18 protein-coding genes are annotated in these 16,775 nt (G+C 66.1%); 6 read left to right on the top strand and 12 right to left on the bottom strand.

All coding sequences use genetic code 11. The features are described from left to right. The 9 genes from IB236_RS07355 to IB236_RS07315 form a co-directional block, all read right to left on the bottom strand. The coding region (locus IB236_RS07355) for a GTP-binding protein (protein ID WP_255505357.1) at positions 1 to 220 on the bottom strand (220 nt) is incomplete at its 3' end. Between the two features lie 142 nt (positions 221 to 362). Beyond that, positions 363 to 2,465, bottom strand: a complete 2,103-nt coding sequence (gene fusA, locus IB236_RS07350) for an elongation factor G (protein ID WP_056742093.1) — start codon at positions 2,463 to 2,465, stop codon at positions 363 to 365. 151 nt (positions 2,466 to 2,616) lie between these two features. Continuing rightward, positions 2,617 to 3,090, bottom strand: a complete 474-nt coding sequence (rpsG, locus tag IB236_RS07345; protein ID WP_005798541.1) for a 30S ribosomal protein S7 — start codon at positions 3,088 to 3,090, stop codon at positions 2,617 to 2,619. Positions 3,091 to 3,265: 175 nt separating this feature from the next. Further along, positions 3,266 to 3,643, bottom strand: coding sequence for a 30S ribosomal protein S12 (gene rpsL / locus IB236_RS07340; RefSeq protein ID WP_015012185.1), 378 nt, complete (start codon positions 3,641 to 3,643; stop codon positions 3,266 to 3,268). 264 nt (positions 3,644 to 3,907) lie between these two features. Beyond that, entirely contained in the window at positions 3,908 to 5,077 is a 1,170-nt protein-coding gene (locus IB236_RS07335) for a D-alanyl-D-alanine carboxypeptidase family protein (protein WP_056057545.1), read from the bottom strand. Between the two features lie 97 nt (positions 5,078 to 5,174). Then, on the bottom strand, positions 5,175 to 5,825 hold the full coding sequence (locus tag IB236_RS07330; protein ID WP_056742095.1) for an alpha/beta hydrolase: 651 nt from the start codon (positions 5,823 to 5,825) through the stop codon (positions 5,175 to 5,177). Between the two features lie 87 nt (positions 5,826 to 5,912). Next, positions 5,913 to 6,272: a ferredoxin gene (locus IB236_RS07325; protein ID WP_015012182.1), complete on the bottom strand. Its 360-nt coding sequence runs from the start codon at positions 6,270 to 6,272 to the stop codon at positions 5,913 to 5,915. 98 nt (positions 6,273 to 6,370) lie between these two features. Further along, positions 6,371 to 7,474, bottom strand: a complete 1,104-nt coding sequence (locus tag IB236_RS07320; RefSeq protein ID WP_056057538.1) for a VanZ family protein — start codon at positions 7,472 to 7,474, stop codon at positions 6,371 to 6,373. Between the two features lie 18 nt (positions 7,475 to 7,492). Further along, positions 7,493 to 7,921, bottom strand: a complete 429-nt coding sequence (locus tag IB236_RS07315; protein ID WP_192419746.1) for a CopD family protein — start codon at positions 7,919 to 7,921, stop codon at positions 7,493 to 7,495. A gap of 325 nt (positions 7,922 to 8,246) precedes the next feature. Between IB236_RS07315 and hemB the strand changes: the two genes are divergently transcribed. Together hemB and IB236_RS07305 are read left to right on the top strand one after the other, a co-directional pair. Next, a complete protein-coding gene (gene hemB / locus IB236_RS07310) occupies positions 8,247 to 9,254 on the top strand; it encodes a porphobilinogen synthase (RefSeq protein ID WP_116750248.1) in 1,008 nt (335 codons plus the stop codon). Between the two features lie 60 nt (positions 9,255 to 9,314). After that, on the top strand, positions 9,315 to 10,556 hold the full coding sequence (locus tag IB236_RS07305) for a magnesium transporter CorA family protein (RefSeq protein ID WP_192419812.1): 1,242 nt from the start codon (positions 9,315 to 9,317) through the stop codon (positions 10,554 to 10,556). 75 nt (positions 10,557 to 10,631) lie between these two features. On the opposite strand, the gene IB236_RS07300 is transcribed toward IB236_RS07305, so the two are convergent. Together IB236_RS07300 and IB236_RS07295 are read right to left on the bottom strand one after the other, a co-directional pair. Beyond that, complete coding sequence (locus IB236_RS07300; protein WP_192419744.1) at positions 10,632 to 11,492, bottom strand: amidohydrolase family protein; 861 nt, start codon at positions 11,490 to 11,492, stop codon at positions 10,632 to 10,634. Positions 11,493 to 11,605: 113 nt separating this feature from the next. Next, entirely contained in the window at positions 11,606 to 12,295 is a 690-nt protein-coding gene (locus IB236_RS07295) for a dienelactone hydrolase family protein (RefSeq protein WP_192419742.1), read from the bottom strand. A gap of 122 nt (positions 12,296 to 12,417) precedes the next feature. Between IB236_RS07295 and IB236_RS07290 the strand changes: the two genes are divergently transcribed. From IB236_RS07290 to creC, 4 genes are all read left to right on the top strand, one after another. After that, positions 12,418 to 13,164, top strand: coding sequence for an SDR family oxidoreductase (locus tag IB236_RS07290; protein ID WP_192419740.1), 747 nt, complete (start codon positions 12,418 to 12,420; stop codon positions 13,162 to 13,164). Between the two features lie 180 nt (positions 13,165 to 13,344). Continuing rightward, positions 13,345 to 13,980, top strand: coding sequence for a MarC family protein (locus IB236_RS07285; protein ID WP_192419738.1), 636 nt, complete (start codon positions 13,345 to 13,347; stop codon positions 13,978 to 13,980). 6 nt (positions 13,981 to 13,986) lie between these two features. Next, positions 13,987 to 14,685 (top strand): winged helix-turn-helix domain-containing protein, encoded by a 699-nt coding sequence (locus tag IB236_RS07280; protein ID WP_192419730.1) that lies wholly within the window; start codon positions 13,987 to 13,989, stop codon positions 14,683 to 14,685. A gap of 66 nt (positions 14,686 to 14,751) precedes the next feature. Continuing rightward, complete coding sequence (gene creC, locus IB236_RS07275) at positions 14,752 to 16,218, top strand: two-component system sensor histidine kinase CreC (protein WP_192419728.1); 1,467 nt, start codon at positions 14,752 to 14,754, stop codon at positions 16,216 to 16,218. Here creC and IB236_RS07270 read toward each other — a convergent pair. Continuing rightward, positions 16,215 to 16,754, bottom strand: coding sequence for a hypothetical protein (locus IB236_RS07270; RefSeq protein WP_192419726.1), 540 nt, complete (start codon positions 16,752 to 16,754; stop codon positions 16,215 to 16,217). The genes creC and IB236_RS07270 overlap by 4 nt on opposite strands. Between the last annotated feature and the right edge of the window lie 21 nt (positions 16,755 to 16,775).

The raw sequence follows: 16,775 nt of genomic DNA, 5'->3' as shown, positions 1-16,775 counted from the left end.
TGGCCGTTTCGTATTCCACGTGGGCGGTGTTGATCGTGATACCGCGGGCCTTTTCTTCGGGCGCAGCGTCGATCTGGTCGTAGGCCTTGGCTTCGCCGCCGAACTTGGCGGACAGCACGGTAGCGATAGCTGCCGTCAGCGTCGTCTTGCCATGGTCCACGTGACCGATCGTGCCCACGTTCACGTGGGGCTTGGTGCGTTCAAACTTACCTTTTGCCATTTCAATTCTCCAAAGAGCAATCCCTGTGTAGTGGTTTTACGTCTGCATCTGGTTGCTGATTCACTCCGCACAGGGAACAGAGTGGCACCGGATCGCAGACAAAACAAAGCCCGGACCACGAGGGCCCGGGCGAAGTGCTTACTTACTTGGCGCGCGCGGCCATGATGGCTTCAGACACGTTGCGAGGGGCTTCGCTGTAGTGCTTGAATTCCATCGTGTAGGTAGCGCGACCTTGCGACATGGAGCGCAGGGTCGTGGAGTAGCCGAACATTTCGGACAGGGGCACTTCGGCCTTGATGGCCTTGCCACCGCCTGGGATGTCGTCCATGCCCTGCACCATGCCGCGGCGGCTGGACAGGTCGCCCATCACGTTGCCGGCGTAGTCTTCAGGCGTTTCCACTTCCACGGCCATCATGGGTTCCAGAATGACCGGACCGGCCTTCTTGCAGCCTTCCTTGAAGCCGAAGATGGCAGCCATCTTGAACGCCAGTTCGTTCGAGTCCACATCGTGGTACGAACCGAAGTGCAGCGTGACCTTGACGTCCACCACGGGGTAACCGGCCAGCACGCCTTGCGTGACGGCTTCGTTGAAACCCTTTTCCACGGCCGGGATGAATTCACGAGGCACCACACCGCCCTTGATGGCATCGACGAACTCGTTGCCCTTGCCGGCTTCGTTGGGTTCGATCTTGAGCACAACGTGGCCGTATTGGCCCTTACCGCCAGACTGGCGCACGAACTTGCCTTCGGCTTCTTCCACCGTCTTGCGGATGGTTTCGCGGTAAGCAACCTGGGGCTTGCCCACGTTGGCTTCCACGCCGAATTCACGCTTCATGCGGTCCACGATGATTTCCAGGTGCAGCTCGCCCATGCCGGCGATCAGCGTCTGGCCCGATTCTTCATCGGTCTTCACGCGGAACGATGGATCTTCTGCAGCCAGGCGCTGCAGAGCGATGCCCATCTTTTCCTGGTCGGCCTTGGTCTTGGGTTCCACGGCCTGGGTGATCACAGGCTCAGGGAACACCATGCGCTCCAGAATGATCTGGGAATCGAGATCACTCAGCGTTTCACCGGTGGTCACGTCCTTCAGGCCCACACAGGCAGCAATGTCGCCAGCGCGGATTTCTTCGACTTCCTGACGCTCGTTGGCGTGCATCTGCACGATACGGCCGATACGTTCTTTCTTGCCCTTGATCGGGTTGTAAACGGTGTCACCCTTGCTCAGCACGCCGGAGTACACGCGCACGAAGGTCAACTGGCCCACGAAGGGGTCAGTCATCAGCTTGAATGCCAGGGCCGAGAACTTCTCGTTGTCATCCGCCTTGCGGGTGACTGGGTTTTCGTCTTCGTCCGTGCCCGTCACATCAGGAATGTCCGTCGGTGCTGGCAGGTAGTCAATCACGGCGTCCAGCATGCGCTGCACGCCCTTGTTCTTGAACGCGGTGCCACACAGCATGGGATGGATTTCCGTGGCGATGGTGCGCGTACGCAGGCCGAACTTGATTTCGGCTTCGGAGAGGTCGCCCTCTTCCAGGTACTTGTTCATCAGCTCTTCAGAGGCTTCGGCAGCAGCTTCCACCATCTTTTCACGCCATTCCTTGGCGGATTCCACCAGGTCAGCCGGGATTTCTTCGTAGCTGAACTTCATGCCCTGCGACGCTTCATCCCACAGGATGGCCTTCATCTTGAGCAGATCGACCACGCCGGTGAACTTGTCTTCGGCACCGATCGGGATCACCACGGGCACGGGGTTGGCCTTCAGGCGCAGCTTCATCTGGTCATAGACCTTGAAGAAGTTGGCACCGGTACGGTCCATCTTGTTCACAAAGGCCAGACGAGGCACCTTGTACTTGTTGGCCTGGCGCCAAACGGTTTCCGACTGGGGCTGCACGCCACCCACAGCGCAATACACCATGCAGGCGCCGTCGAGCACGCGCATCGAACGCTCCACTTCGATCGTGAAGTCCACGTGGCCGGGGGTGTCGATGATGTTGAAGCGGTGCTCTTCGTAAGAGTTGTCCATGCCTTTCCAGAAGCAGGTCGTGGCAGCGGACGTGATCGTGATGCCACGCTCTTGTTCCTGCTCCATCCAGTCCATGGTGGCAGCGCCATCGTGCACTTCACCAATCTTGTGGCTCACGCCCGTGTAGAACAGGATACGTTCGGTGGTCGTGGTCTTGCCAGCGTCAATGTGGGCCGAGATACCGATATTGCGGTAGCGCTCGATGGGAGTCTTGCGAGCCATGGTGGATCCTTGGATGGGTCGTGTTATTCGGGGGACGGGGCGACCATTGTGGCGCTGCAACCCGTCAATTTTGTGACCACCTCAATCGCCACAAGGCTGCAGGCAAAAATGCTTGCAGCCTTGCGTCTGGCGACGAGGAAAGGTCGTCGATTTAGAAGCGGAAGTGGCTGAATGCCTTGTTGGCTTCGGCCATACGGTGCACTTCGTCACGCTTCTTCATGGCGCCGCCACGGCCTTCGGTGGCTTCCAGCAGTTCGTTGGCCAGGCGTTGGGCCATCGACTTTTCACCACGCTTGCGGGCGGCTTCCTTGATCCAGCGCATGGACAGGGCCAAACGACGGACAGGGCGCACTTCCACGGGCACTTGGTAGTTGGCACCGCCCACGCGGCGGGACTTCACTTCCACCATGGGCTTCACGTTGTTGATGGCAACGGTAAAGGCTTCCAGAGGGTCCTTATCGGGGTGCTTCTTCTCGATCAGTTCCAGGGCGCCGTAAATGATGCGCTCTGCAACTGCCTTCTTGCCGCCTTCCATGATCACGTTCATGAATTTGGACAGCTCTACATTGCCGAACTTGGGATCCGGCAGGATTTCACGTTTGGGGACTTCGCGACGACGTGGCATTTTTTACCTCTATCTTTGCTTCAGTTGGCATCTTTTCAGACACCGCGAGAGCCAATCTCTGGACTCCCACTTACTCGACCCGCGCAGAACACCTGCGTTTGGGGTCACTACGCTGCACTTCCGCGCCACGCGGAAAAACAGCACCGAAAATTCTTCAGACCGAAAGGGCCAGGGCTTACTTGGCCTTTGGCTTCTTCGCGCCGTACTTGGAGCGGGCTTGCTTGCGGTCTTTCACGCCTTGCAAGTCCAGCGAGCCACGCACGATGTGGTAACGCACACCGGGCAAGTCCTTCACACGACCGCCGCGAACCAGCACCACGCTGTGTTCCTGCAGGTTGTGGCCTTCACCGCCGATGTAGGAGATCACCTCAAAACCGTTGGTCAGGCGCACCTTGGCGACCTTACGCAGAGCGGAGTTAGGCTTCTTAGGCGTCGTGGTGTACACACGGGTGCACACGCCACGGCGCTGTGGAGAGTTTTCCATCGCAGGGCTCTTGGACTTGGTCTTTTCGACCTCGCGCCCCTGACGGACCAGTTGATTAATGGTTGGCATGAAATACGTCCCTAAACGTGAATTTGCTTCGTGAAAGCGAAAACGTGAATCCCTTCGGAAATTCCGAAAAGCCTTCTAATGTAGCAGGATGCCCCCTGAAAGGCAAGCCCACTGCGGCTTGCAGCAGTTTCTGACACCTGCAGCCATCCCGGTGATCTGACAGGAACTGGCCGCAAAAGGAGCGAAAAACAGGCCCGACATATGCCGGACCTGCGCAGCCAGCTATGGTTTCAGAAGTGGTTCGCCACCTTCTGCAAGGCAGCGTCACTTGATCCAGAGGCGAATGGCATCCCAGGCACGGCCCAGGATGCCGGCCTGCTCCACCGCCTCCAGCGCCACCAGGGGCACTTCGCCGATGGACTGGTCGCCCAGCATGACCTTGAGGGTGCCAATGGCCTGACCCTTGGTGTAAGGCGCCACCAACGGGTCGGGGCGGGCGATCTGGGTGGTGACCTTGCCAGCGCTGCCGGCGGGCACGGCGACCACGATGGCCTCCTCGCGGCCGATCTTCAGCACGCTGTCCTTGCCCTTCCAGACGGCAGGGGTCGCCACCGGCTTGCCTGCGTCAAACAACTTGACCGCCTCGAACGCGGTGTAACCCCAGTTCAGCAGCTTCTGGCTTTCGTTCGCGCGCGCGTTTTCGCTCGCGGCACCCAGCACGATGGACAGCAGACGGCGCTGGCCCACGCCGGGGAATTCACGCTTGGACGTGGCCACCAGGCAGTAGCCCGCCGCAGCGGTGTGGCCGGTCTTGAGGCCATCCACCGTGGGGTCGCGGAACAGCAGCGAATTGCGGTTGCTGCCGTTCGATGCCGGAGTGCCCGGGTAGCTGTACTGCTTGGTGGAGTAGTAGTGCATGTACTCCGGGAAGTCCTTCATCAGCCGCATGGCCAGCACGGAGAGGTCGCGCGCCGTGGTGGTGTGACCGGGCTCCGTCAGGCCTTCGGGGTTCTTGTAGCTCGTGCCCTTCATGCCCAGCGCCTGCGCCTGGTCGTTCATGAGCTTGACGAAGTTCTCGGCCGTGCCGCCCACGCCTTCGGCCAGGGCCATGGTGGCGTCGTTGCCGGACTGCACGATCATGCCCTTGATGAGGTCTTCGACCGGCACCTGCATCTTGGGGTCGATGAACATGCGCGAGCCGGGCATCTTCCAGGCGCGCACGCTCACGGGCAGCTTCTGGTCCAGCGCGATCTTCTTGGAGCGCAGGGCGTCGAACACCAGGTAGCCCGTCATGAGCTTGGTGAGCGAGGCCTGCTCCACCGGCGCGTCGATGTCCTTGGCGGCCAGCACCTGGTTGGCGGTGACATCCACCAGCAGGTAGGTGCGCGCGGCGATTTCGGGGGGCTGGGGTGCCTGGGCCAAGGCGCCAAAGGCAGCCGGGGCCACCGCAGCAAAGACGGCCAGGGATCGCAACGCAGACAGGATTCGTTTCATGGGGCAGGAGGGGGCTGGAGAGGCTCGAAAAAAGGGTGGGAGAGACGGCGGGAGAGGGAAGACGACGGACGGCCGGAGCCGGTCCGGGCGGCGCCCCTCAGGCGCCCGATTGCAGGTGGCGGACCACCAGGTTCTTCAGAAGCGGCAATTGTCCGTGAAAGAAATGACCGCCTGCGGGGACGACTGTGACAGGCAGTATCTGGGGCCGGGCCCAGTCCATCACAGCGGACAGCGGCACGGTGTCGTCCTGCTCGCCGTGCACGACCAGCGTGCGCAGGTGGGCATCGGGCGGCACTGGGGCCACCGTGAAGCGGCTGGCGGCCGTGCCGACCAGCACGGCCTTCTGCACGCGCTGCGTGGGCCACAGTGCCTCCAGCGCATGGCTGGTGACAAACGCACCGAAAGAAAACCCCGCAAGCGCCAGGGGTTGCCCCTCGGCGGCGGGAGCCACCTGCTCTACCACCGCCAGCAGGTCCTGCAACTCGCCCCGGCCTTCGTCGTACACGCCGGCCGTGGCGCCCACGCCGCGGAAGTTGAAGCGCACCGCCGTCCAGCCACACTGCACAAACGCGCGCGCCAGGGTCTGCACCACCTTGTTGTCCATGGTGCCGCCAAACAGCGGATGCGGGTGGGCGATGATGGCGACGCCACGGGGCGCCGCGCCATCGGCCAGGGTGGCGCTGTCGCGCACGGCCTCGATGGCGCCTGCGGGGCCGGACAGGGTCAGGCGTTCGGTCTGGGCATTCACGGATTTGCTACTCAATCAATAGCAACAGGGGCATGATCCACTAGCGCCTGCTGCCAAAATCGTTCCAAGACAGGGATGGAGCCGCGCTCAGCGGCCAAGTTCCGCTGGCGTGACCAGACGTTCCACCACCTGGCCGTTCTTGAGGTGCGATTCGACGATTTCGTCGATGTCCGCCGCATCCACATAGGTGTACCAGGTGCCCTCGGGGTAGACCACCGCCACGGGGCCACCCGCGCAACGGTCCAGGCAACCGGCCTTGTTCACACGCACCTTGCCCGCACCCGCCAGCCCGGCGGCCTTGACCTGGGCCTTGCAGCGGTCAAAACCCGCCTGTGCATTGTGGTGCGCGCAGCTGTCTTCCCCGTTGGTGCGCTCGTTAAGGCAGAAGAAGATGTGGCGCTGGTAATAACCGGGCGCTGCGGCCGGTGCGGAAGGGGTGTCGCTCATCCCTGCATTTTAAGGACCCCTGCCTCTCCAAGCGGGCGAGGCCACGCCGCAAGCCCCTGCCCGGCCACCCAGAAAGCCGAAGGCCATCGCCCTGCGACTCAGGCCCCGCCCTCTCGCCGGGACACCCGAAACACCACATACAGCAGCGTCAAGTAGGGCCACAGCCAGCCCAGCCACTGTCCCAGACCATAAAAGCGGATGAAACGGCCCTGCTCCCAGATCTGCAGCGTCTGGGCAAAGTAGGCACTGGTGGGCGCCTGGTTCAGCAGTGCCAGATGCCAGGTGAGCGCCAGCAGCAGCACGGCAGCACAGGCACGGCGCGGCAGGGCCAGCATCAGCAGGGCCAGCGCCAGCGCCGCCCACACGCCCACGCGCACGGGCAGGTCCATCCACTCCCAGGCGTGCACGGGGCCCCAGCTGAGTGCGGCGGACAGCGCGGTCAGCACGATGCCCACCCCCACCACCGCCAGCGCAAACAGGGCGCGCCGCCCCATCTGGCGGATCACGCAATACCCCAGCAGACAGGGGATGAGCAGCCCCAGGGTGACGCACAGCAGCTCACCACTGGGTGACAGCGGGTCCAGCTCGGTCTCGCGCAGCGGCAGCCACTCCAGGAACGGCGTATCGGCCAGCAGGTCGATGAGCGCGGCCTCCAGCCGCTCCAGCACCTGGCCCAGGCCAAAGGGCACCGCGGCCGGAAACAGCAGCGCCAGCGGCCACAGCGCCAGCAGCACCATGCCGCCCGAAGCGTCGGACACAAACCAGCGCGCCCTGAAGTCGCTCCAGCGGTCCAGCGCCCCCAGCCGCTCCAGCAGCGCGGCGCTCAGCGCACCGGCCAGCGTGCCCAGCGCGTTGAGCGCCAGGTCCAGGTTGGAGGGCACGCGCCGGGGCAGGTAGATCTGCAGAAACTCCATGCACAGCGACAGCAGCGTGCCCACCAGCGTGGCCAGCGCCACCGCCCACAGCACACGCCGCCAGCCCGAGCGCAACAGGCCCAGCACCAGCAAAAAGCCCAGGGGCGCGTACCCCACGAGGTTGGTGACCACGTCAAACCCCGTCCAGTACGGCGGGGGCAACCGGGCCAGCAGGAAGACCAGGGGGTCGATGCCCTGTTCGCGCCACCCGTCAAACGGGAACAGGCTGGCAAAAACGATCAGCGCCGTATACGTCAGCGCGAGCGGCCAGGCAGAGGTTTTGTGCATGCGCCCTCTGCGTCTCCGTCAAAAGGGTTTGACCACCACCAGCACCACGGCCACCAGCAGCAGCAGCACCGGCACTTCGTTGAACCAGCGGAACCACACATGGCTGCGGCGGCTGGTGCCGTCGGCCAGCTTGCGCAGCAGCACGCTGCACGCATGGTGGTAGCCGATGACCAGCACCACCACGGCCAGCTTGGCGTGCATCCAGCCATTGCCGGGCCCCCGGCCGATGCCGTAGCCCAGCCACAGCCACAGTCCCAGCGCAATGGCGGGCACGGCCAGCAGGGTGGTGAAGCGCATCAGCTTGCGTGCCATGAGCAGCAGGCGGTCGCGCTCGGCGGCCGAGCCGGGCGCCACCATCGCCAGGTTGACGAAGATGCGCGGCAGGTAGAACAGGCCCGCAAACCAGCTGGCCACGAAAACGATGTGAAAGGCTTTGACCCAGAGCATGGGGGCAGTTTACGGGCCTACGCCACTCCGACGGGACAACACCAAAAAAAAGCCCGGCAGATCCGCCGGGCCGGGAAAGCCTGTGCCGCATCGCTGCAGCCCAGGTCCCGCTCAGGGAGGAAAAGCGGGGGGCGGCAAGCCGCCCGGCACCAATCTAGCACTGGGCATGGGCGGTTACAAGCGGCTTTTCCACAGAGCGCCGGAGCGCCAACCACCGCCACCGCCCCCTGCCAGTGCCGCCGTGGATCCGGCTTTGCCGGTCCAGGGGTGGCGCCCCTCCAGGGGGAAGGCGCGCAGCGCCACAGGGGGGCTTCATAATCCGATGATGCACCTCCAAAGCCCTGCCCCCTTCCCCCAGAACCGCCCCCGCCGCCTGCGCCGCGATGCCTTCACCCGCCGCCTGGTGCGCGAGAACGTGGTCACCGCGGACGACCTGATCTACCCCGTGTTCGTGCACGAGGGCACAAACCGCAGCGAGGCCGTGACCTCCATGCCCGGCGTGGACCGCCTGAGCCTGGACCTGTTGCTGCCCGTGGCCGAAGACTGCGTGAAGCTGGGCATCCCGGTGCTGGCGCTGTTCCCGGCGATTGACCCGTCGCTCAAGACGCCGGACGGCAAGGAAGCCCTGAACCCCGACGGCCTGATCCCGCGCGTGGTGCGGGCGCTGAAGAAGGAGTTTCCCGACCTGGGCGTGATGACCGACGTGGCGCTGGACCCTTACACCAGCCACGGCCAGGACGGCGTGCTGGACGAGACCGGCTACATCATCAACGACGAGACGGTGGAGATCCTCACTGGCCAGGCGCTCACGCATGCCGAGGCGGGCGTGGACATCGTCGCCCCCAGCGACATGATGGACGGGCGCATCGGTGCGATCCGCGAGGCGCTGGAGGTGCAGGGCCACATCCACACCCGCATCATGGCCTACAGCGCCAAATACGCCAGCGCCTTCTACGGCCCCTTCCGCGACGCGGTGGGCACGCGCGGCGCCCTGGGCAAGGCCGACAAGAACGTGTACCAGATGGACCCCGGCAACAGCGACGAGGCCCTGCGCGAAGTGGCCATCGACATCGCCGAAGGCGCCGACATGGTGATGGTGAAACCCGGCATGCCCTACCTGGACATCGTGCGCCGCGTGAAGGACGAGTTCCACGTGCCCACCTTTGCCTACCAGGTGAGCGGCGAGTACGCCATGATCAAGGCCGCTGCCGCCAACGGCTGGCTGGACCACGACGCCGTGATGATGGAAAGCCTGCTGGCCTTCAAGCGCGCAGGCGCCGACGGCGTGTTGACCTACTTTGCGCGCGACGCGGCACGCAAGCTACAAAAATAATAGCTGTCAGCGCATATTCCACTAGCGCTACCGGCGCTTTTGACTGAAACCACGGTGTCCATGCGCATCTTTCACATCCACAGCAGCGGCGTGCAGGAGCTGACAGCCCTGCCCGCCCAGATGCCGGCGCAGGGTTTCCTCTGGATCGCCTGCGCCCGTCCGGCCTTTCAGGCGCGGCTCGCCGAGATCCAGGGCCGCCTGCAGGCGCTGATCGGGCTGCAGCTGGTGGACCTGCATGTGTCCGATCTGCTCAACGCCCAGCTGCCCTCGCACTACGACTACACCTCGCAGTACGACCTGCTGGTGTTCCGCCGCCTGGCCACGGTGCAGGGCGATGCTGCGCAGGCCGGGCAGCCCGGGCAGCCCGGGCCTGCTGCCCCCGCCACACCGGCCGTTGCCGCCGAGCCTGACAACAACCCCAACGCCCCCGTCAAGCGCAGCGGCCCGCCCGTGCTGCGGCGCATCGACACCAGCCCCGTGGGGTTTGCAGTGTTCGACCAGCTGCTGCTGACCGTGCATCCCACCGACTGCGCGGTGCGCGATGCCTACGCGACGCGGCTGCTGGCGGCCACCCCGGCCAATGGCAATGGAACCAACGCCACCGGCAGCCACGCAGCCCACGGCAACGCCCACGCCAGCCCCGGCATGGGCGAGGGCCGCAGCAGCCCGATCTCGGGCGCACGCCTGCCCACCAGCCCCGCCGACCTGATGCTGCGCGTGGTCAACCAGATGGTGGACGGCTACCTGGACCTGCGCCGCGAGCTCACCCGCCAGCTGGACCACTGGCAGACCGAACTGCTCAAACCCCGCGCGCGGTACGTGAACTGGACCTCGCTGCTCGAAGCGCGCCTGTCGCTGCACATGCTCGACGAGATCTGCGAAGACCAGCGCACCGCCGTGCAGGACTGGATCGACGCGCTGGAAACCTGGGCCCTGCCCGACACCCCGGCGGGCCTGCGCGAGCTGGACCTGCTCAAGGTGCGCAGCCGCGACGTGCTGGAGCACATCGAGCGCGTGGTGCACCACGTGCGGCGCCTGGAGCAGAGCACCGAAACCGCCGTGCAGATGCACTTTTCGGTGCAGAGCAACCGCACCAACGACATCATGCGCACCCTCACGGCGCTCACGGCCGTGTTTTTGCCGCTGAACCTGATTGCGGGCATTTTCGGGATGAACTTCGAGTTCATTCCACTGGTGCACAAGGCCGATGGCTTCTGGTGGGCCATGGGGTCGATGGTGTTCATCGCGGTGTCGCTGGTGCTGCTGTTCTGGCGCAAGCGGTATCTGGCGAGGACGAGGTGACATCCCCCTGAGCGGCTGGGTCAGCACCCGTATCGCGGGGCGTCAGCCAGACCAAGGAGCGCGCGCTCCAGTGCGTTATGGCCTGGCCACCCCAAACAACCCCGCCGCGTTGTCCCACGCCACCTTGCGCGCCACATCGGCGGGCAGGCCGCCCAGCCACTGGCGGTAGCCCTGCATCAGGCTTTCGTAGTGCTGCCAGCGCTGGTTGACCCAGGTGTCCGAGCCGACCACGAAGCGCGTGGGGTACTTGAGCAGCAGCGCGCGCCAGGCGGGGCACAGCTGGTTGTCGTCGCACACCAGGCCGGGGCGGTACGAGAGTTCGCCCACCAGGCCCGGGTAGCGGGCCATCAGGGCGTCCACCCGCTCCACAGGCGCGCCGCCAATGCCGGTGTGGGCCCAGATCAGCCGGGCCTTCTGGCCTTGGGACGGGGTGTTGGCCATCAGCAGGTCGATGGCGGTGTCGTCCACATGGGCCAGCACCACCAGGTCCCGCTGCTCGGCCAGGGCCATGAGCTTTTTGGCCACGGGGCCGTTGGCGTTGGCGCTGTCGTACAGGTGGAATTCGCCCAGGCCCCGGTACGGGCCGGCCGGTGTGCCCCGGGCCAGTTCGGTCTGCACCATGTCGTAGATGGTGTCGTCGGCAAACCAGCCGGTGTAGTCGGCGCGGTTGCGGTACAGCCGCACAAACGGCACCACCGTCACGCCGGCCTCGCGGGTCTGCGGCAGGCCCGCCAGGGTGAGCGACCCGGCATTGGGCCGCGAGTTGGCCACGATGGCGCGCACGCTGCTGGCCTTCATGCGTGCCAGCACATCGGCGGGTGGGTGCGGGCCTGAGCGGCCGTCCCAGGCTTCCTCGTTGTAGTGCAGGTGGGCGTCAAACAGGGGGCCGGTGTAGTCGGCCGCGTGGGTGGTGGCGCATAGCGCTATCAAACCCATAGCTGCCAGCGCATGACGGACTGGCGCTTGGGACCAAAAAAGCCTGAAATCCGCCATGTCCCCCTCCGTTGGTCGTTCGCTACCGTGTCGCCGTCTCTGTCACTGGGGCGGTCTCAGCCCAGGTGCTTGGCAAAGAAGGCCAAGGTGCGCTCGCGCGCCGTGTTGGCGGCGGCCTCGTCATAGCTGCCACGCTGGTCGCAGTTGAAGCCGTGGTCGGCGGCGTACACATGCACTTCGACCTCTGGGTGGGCCTTGCCGAAGGCCTGCACGCTGTCCAGTGGAATCCAGTGGTCGCGCTCGCCAAAGTGGGCCAGCACCGGCACCTTGGGGGTGCGAGCCACTTCTTCTGGTGTGGTCACGCCACCGCCGTAGTACGGCACGGCAGCCGACAGGCCCTGCAGCTGGCAGGCCGAGCGCCAGGTCAGCAGGCCGCCCCAGCAGTAGCCCACGATGCCCACCTTGCCGCCGCTGTGCTGCGCGGCGTAGTCGATGGCGGCCTGGATGTCGGGCATCACGCCCGGGGCAGGCAGGGCCTCGACCGCGGCCTTCAGGCCCATGCCGGCCTGCATGTCGTCACCGGTGTAGCCCAGCTCCACCCCTTGCTTGACGCGGTGAAAGGTGGATGGCGCCACGGCCAGGTAGCCGCGGGCTGCGTAGCGGTCGGCCACCGAACGGATGTGCGAGTTCACGCCAAAAATTTCTTGCAGCACCACCACAGCGCCACGGGGCGTGCCCTCGGGCCTGGCGACCCAGGCGGGGGCCACAAAACCGTCACTCGACGTCAGATCGACAAACTGTCCCATGCTGAATGCTCCTTGGATTTGGTAGGTATGGTGCGCAGAGGGTCCGCGCTATGGGTGCGGGCGCTGCGCGGCGGGGGGCAGAACCTGTTCCAATGCGCCATTCTTGCAGGAGACCCCACCCCATGGAGAAGATCGCACTAATCACTGGCGCCAGCCGGGGCATTGGCGCCGCCACCGCACGGCTGGCCGCAAAACATGGCTGGGCTGTAGCCGTCAACTACCTCGCCAACGAGGCCGCCGCGCAGAGCGTGGTCGATGACATTCGGGCAAACGGCGGCACCGCCATCACCGTGCAGGCCGATGTGGCGAACGAGGCCGACATCCTGGCCATGTTCCAGGCGGTGGACACGCAGCTGGGCCGCATCAGCGCCCTGGTCAACAACGCCGGCGTGGTGGACGTGACCGCCCGGGTGGACGCAATGGGCACCGAGCGCCTGCGCCGCATGTTCGACACCAACGTGATCGGCAGCATCGTCTGCGCCCGCGAAGCCGTGCTGCGCATGAGCACGCGCCACGGCGGCAGTGGTGGCGCCATCGTCAACGTGTCCAGCGCCGCCTCGCGCCTGGGCTCGGCCCATCAGTATGTGGACTACGCCGCCGCCAAGGGCGCCATCGACACCTTCACCATCGGCCTGGCGCGCGAGGTGGCGGCCGAGGGCATCCGTGTGAACGCCGTGCGTCCGGGCCTGATCGAGACCGACATCCACGCCAGCGGCGGCCTGCCCGACCGGGTGCGCGACCTCTCGCACCAGGTGCCCATGCAGCGCGGCGGCACGGCCGACGAGGTGGCCGAGGCCATCGTCTGGCTGATGTCCCCCGCAGCGAGCTACACCACAGCCACCTTGATGGATGTGTCGGGCGGGCGCTAGGGCGCGCAGGGCATCGCACAACCCAGTAGCAGGCACGCTGCAGCGCAGCATGCCTGAGTACCAAACGGCGCAGAAAACACCGCATACTCGCCCACAGCCCGGGCTGCGCCACACTCATCTGCCGTTGGCCTGAGCCCCCCCGAAGAACCACCCTGCCCACTTGCCCTTGGGAGCGCCCTGATGGACCTCAAACCCCTGATCACCCTGCTGGCCATCGTGAACCCGCTGGCCATCGTGCCGTTCTTCATCCACTACACGCAGGGCTTCTCGTACCCGCAGCGGCGCCGCACCATCCAGGTGGCCAGCTTCAGCGTGTTCTGCGTGATTGCAGCCTGCGCGCTGCTGGGCCTGCAGATCCTCGACTTCTTCAACATCTCGCTGCAGAGCTTCCAGGTGGGCGGCGGCATGTTGCTGCTCATCAGCGCGATGAACATGCTCAACGCCCAGCCCGCCGAGGCCAAGCCCAGCACCAACGAGTTTGAAGAAGGCGCCGAAAAGGCTGCTGCGGGCAGCAGCATCGCCGTGGTGCCGCTCACCATCCCGCTGCTCACCGGCCCGGCCAGCATGTCCACCGTGGTGATTTATGCCGACCGCGCGCAGACCTTCTGGCAGCACGCCGCGCTGGTGGGCTACGGCGTGGTCATCGCGCTGGCCACGGCCGTGTGCTTTGCGCTGGCCGACCCCATTGCGCGCGTGCTGGGCAAAACCGGCATCAATGTGATGACCCGCCTCATGGGCCTCATCCTGGCTGCGCTGGCCGTGGAAGTGATGGCCGATGGGCTGGGCAAGCTGTTCCCCATCCTCGTCGCACGCTGACCCTCCATGTCCGCCCGCCTGCTGCTGCTCGAAGACGACCCTGCCATCGCCCGCACCGTGGCCTATGCGCTGGAGCGCGATGGCCTGACCGTCACGCACAGCCTGCTGGTGCACGACGCGCGCCAGCAGCTGCAGAGCGCACGGTTTGACCTGCTGGTGCTGGACGTGGGCCTGCCCGACGGCAGCGGCCTGGACCTGCTGCGCGATGTGCGCAACACCGCGCCCACCGCCGCCCTGCCCGTGCTGATGCTCAGCGCCCACGGCGAAGAAATCGACCGCGTGCTGGGCCTGGAACTGGGCGCCGACGACTACCTCACCAAACCCTTCAGCCCGCGCGAACTGGCCGCGCGCGTGAAGGCGCTGCTGCGCCGCGCGGGTCACGGCAACGGCCACCCGGCAGCGCCCGCCGCCACGGCCGCCGCGCTGTTCCACGACGACGAGACGGGCCAGCGCATCAGCCTGCGCGGCCAGGCCCTGCCGCTGACCCGGCGCGAGTACCGCCTGCTGTCCCACCTGCTGCGCGGCGCAGGCCGCATCCATTCGCGCGACGCCCTGCTGGCCGCCGCCTGGGGCGACGACAGCGAAAGCACCGACCGCACGGTGGACACCCACATCAAGACCCTGCGCGCCAAGCTGCGCGAGGTGGACCCGGCGCGCGAGTACATCAGCACGCACCGGGGCATGGGTTACTGCCTGAACATCTGAAGTCAAATTGCCCGCTGGCGCCCATTTAAGAAGCGCTGGCAGCTATTGTTTTTGAAGTAACGCACCATGCGCCTCGGCATCCGCCTGCTGTTCGCCTTCTTCCTCATCAACGGCATCGCCGCGTTCTTTGTGTTGCGCGTGTTCATGGCCGAGATCAAGCCCAGCGTGCGCGAGGTGATGGAAGACATGATGGTGGACACGGCCAACATCCTGGCCGAGCTGGCCAGCGAGGACCTGGCCGCCGGGCGGCTGGCGGCACAGGCCAACAACAGCAGCACCAGCCCGTTTGCCCAGCATGTGCGGCGCTACGCCACGCGGCCCGTTGATGCGGCCATCTGGGGCTTTTCCAAGCAGTCGCTCGACTACCGCATCTACGTGACCGACACCACGGGCCGCGTGCTGTTCGACTCGGAAAACCGCGCCGTGGGCGCCGACTACTCACGCTGGCGCGATGTGGCGCGCACGCTGCGCGGCGAGTACGGCGCGCGCTCTACGCGCGATGTGGAGGACGACGACACCAGCGGCGTGATGCATGTGGCGGCGCCCATCTACGTGAACAGCCAGATCGCGGGCGTGCTCACCGTGGCCAAGCCCACGCGCACGGTGCAGCGCTTCATCGATCGGGCCGAGCGCAAGGTGTTCATGGGCGGGCTGTTGCTGCTGGCGCTATCGGCCGCCGTGGGCGTGGCGGTGACGCTGTGGATGGTGTGGAACGTGCGCCGCCTGCGCGATTACGCCCTGAGCGTGCAGGGCCCGGCCGACGGCGAGCGCCACGACCCGAATCTTCCGCCCCCCACGGCCCTGGCTGTGCCCGAGGTGCCCGGCGAGCTGGGCGACCTGGCCCGCGCCATGGACCGCATGCGCGCGCGGCTGGAGGGGCGCGACTACATCGAGGGTTATGTGCGCGCGCTCACGCACGAACTCAAAAGCCCCGTGGCCGCCATCCGGGGCGCGGGCGAGCTGCTGCAGGACGAGCTGCCCGCCGCCGACCGCGCCGAGTTTGCGACCCAGGTGGTGCAGCAAAGCGAACGCCTGCAGCGCATCATCGACCGGCTGCTGGAGCTGTCCAAGCTGGAGCAGCGCCAGCACGCCGAAGGCCGCGCGCCCGTGGCGCTGCACGACTGCGCCGAGGCCGCCATTGCCCAGACCCGCGCCCGCGCGGGGCAGCGCGGCATCACGCTGGCAATGGAAGGACACGGCACCAGCGGCCCGTGGGAGGCTGAACTGGTGACGCTGGCGCTGACCAACCTCCTGGACAACGCGATCGACTTTGCACCCGCAGGCAGCACGGTGCGGGTGGAGCTGGACGGTGCCACGGTAGCCGTGCAGGACAGCGGCCCCGGCGTGCCCGACTACGCGCTGCCGCGCCTGGGCGAGCGCTTCTTCACCACCGCACGGCCGGGCGGCGAGCGCAGCGGATCGGGCCTGGGGCTGGCGATTGTGCAGCGCGTGATGGCGCTGCACGGCGGGCAGATGGTGGCGCGCAACACGGCGCCGGGGCTACGGGTGGCGCTGGAGTTCCGCAGAGCCTAAACCGCGCTGTTCGTGAGGCGGGGCTGAGCCTGGAGAAATTCGACCAGGTCGCCCACCGTGGTCACTTTGCCGAACAGGGGGTTGGCCGATGTGTCGGCCAGGCTGCGGCGGGCCCGCTGGGCCATGTCAACGACCAGGTCATCCAGGTCGTCAGCGTCCAGACGCAGGTCGCGCTGCAGGTGGTCGGTCAATCTCAAAGGCACGGCAACTACGGCAGACAGGCTGCGCTGCAGTTCTTCGTACACCGCGCGCACCACCCAGGTGTCCACCCGGCGGCAGTCAATGGAGCGGGCGAACTGGCAGATAGACTCGCCCGCCCGGCTTTGCGCCATGCGGGCCAGGCGCAGGGCCTCGCGCCGGCTCAGAACGGCCACCAGACTGCCGAGCGCCAGGAGCGAGCCGCCCACCGCCACGGGATGCATCCAGAACACGGCCACGAAGGCCACCGCCATCACGGCCAGAAAGCACCGCGCCGGCCAGCGCAATGGCGGGCGGACAGCCACCGAGGGCATGAAGCGGGACGCTGTTTTTCGCATGGCACTCCCTAGGCGGATGAC

It is taken from the genome of Acidovorax sp. ACV02 (genome assembly GCF_014851475.1).
Taxonomy (GTDB): domain Bacteria; phylum Pseudomonadota; class Gammaproteobacteria; order Burkholderiales; family Burkholderiaceae_C; genus Acidovorax; species Acidovorax delafieldii.
The sequence above is the reverse complement of the archived record's forward strand: the minus strand, read 5'-3'. Positions and strand labels throughout refer to the sequence as shown.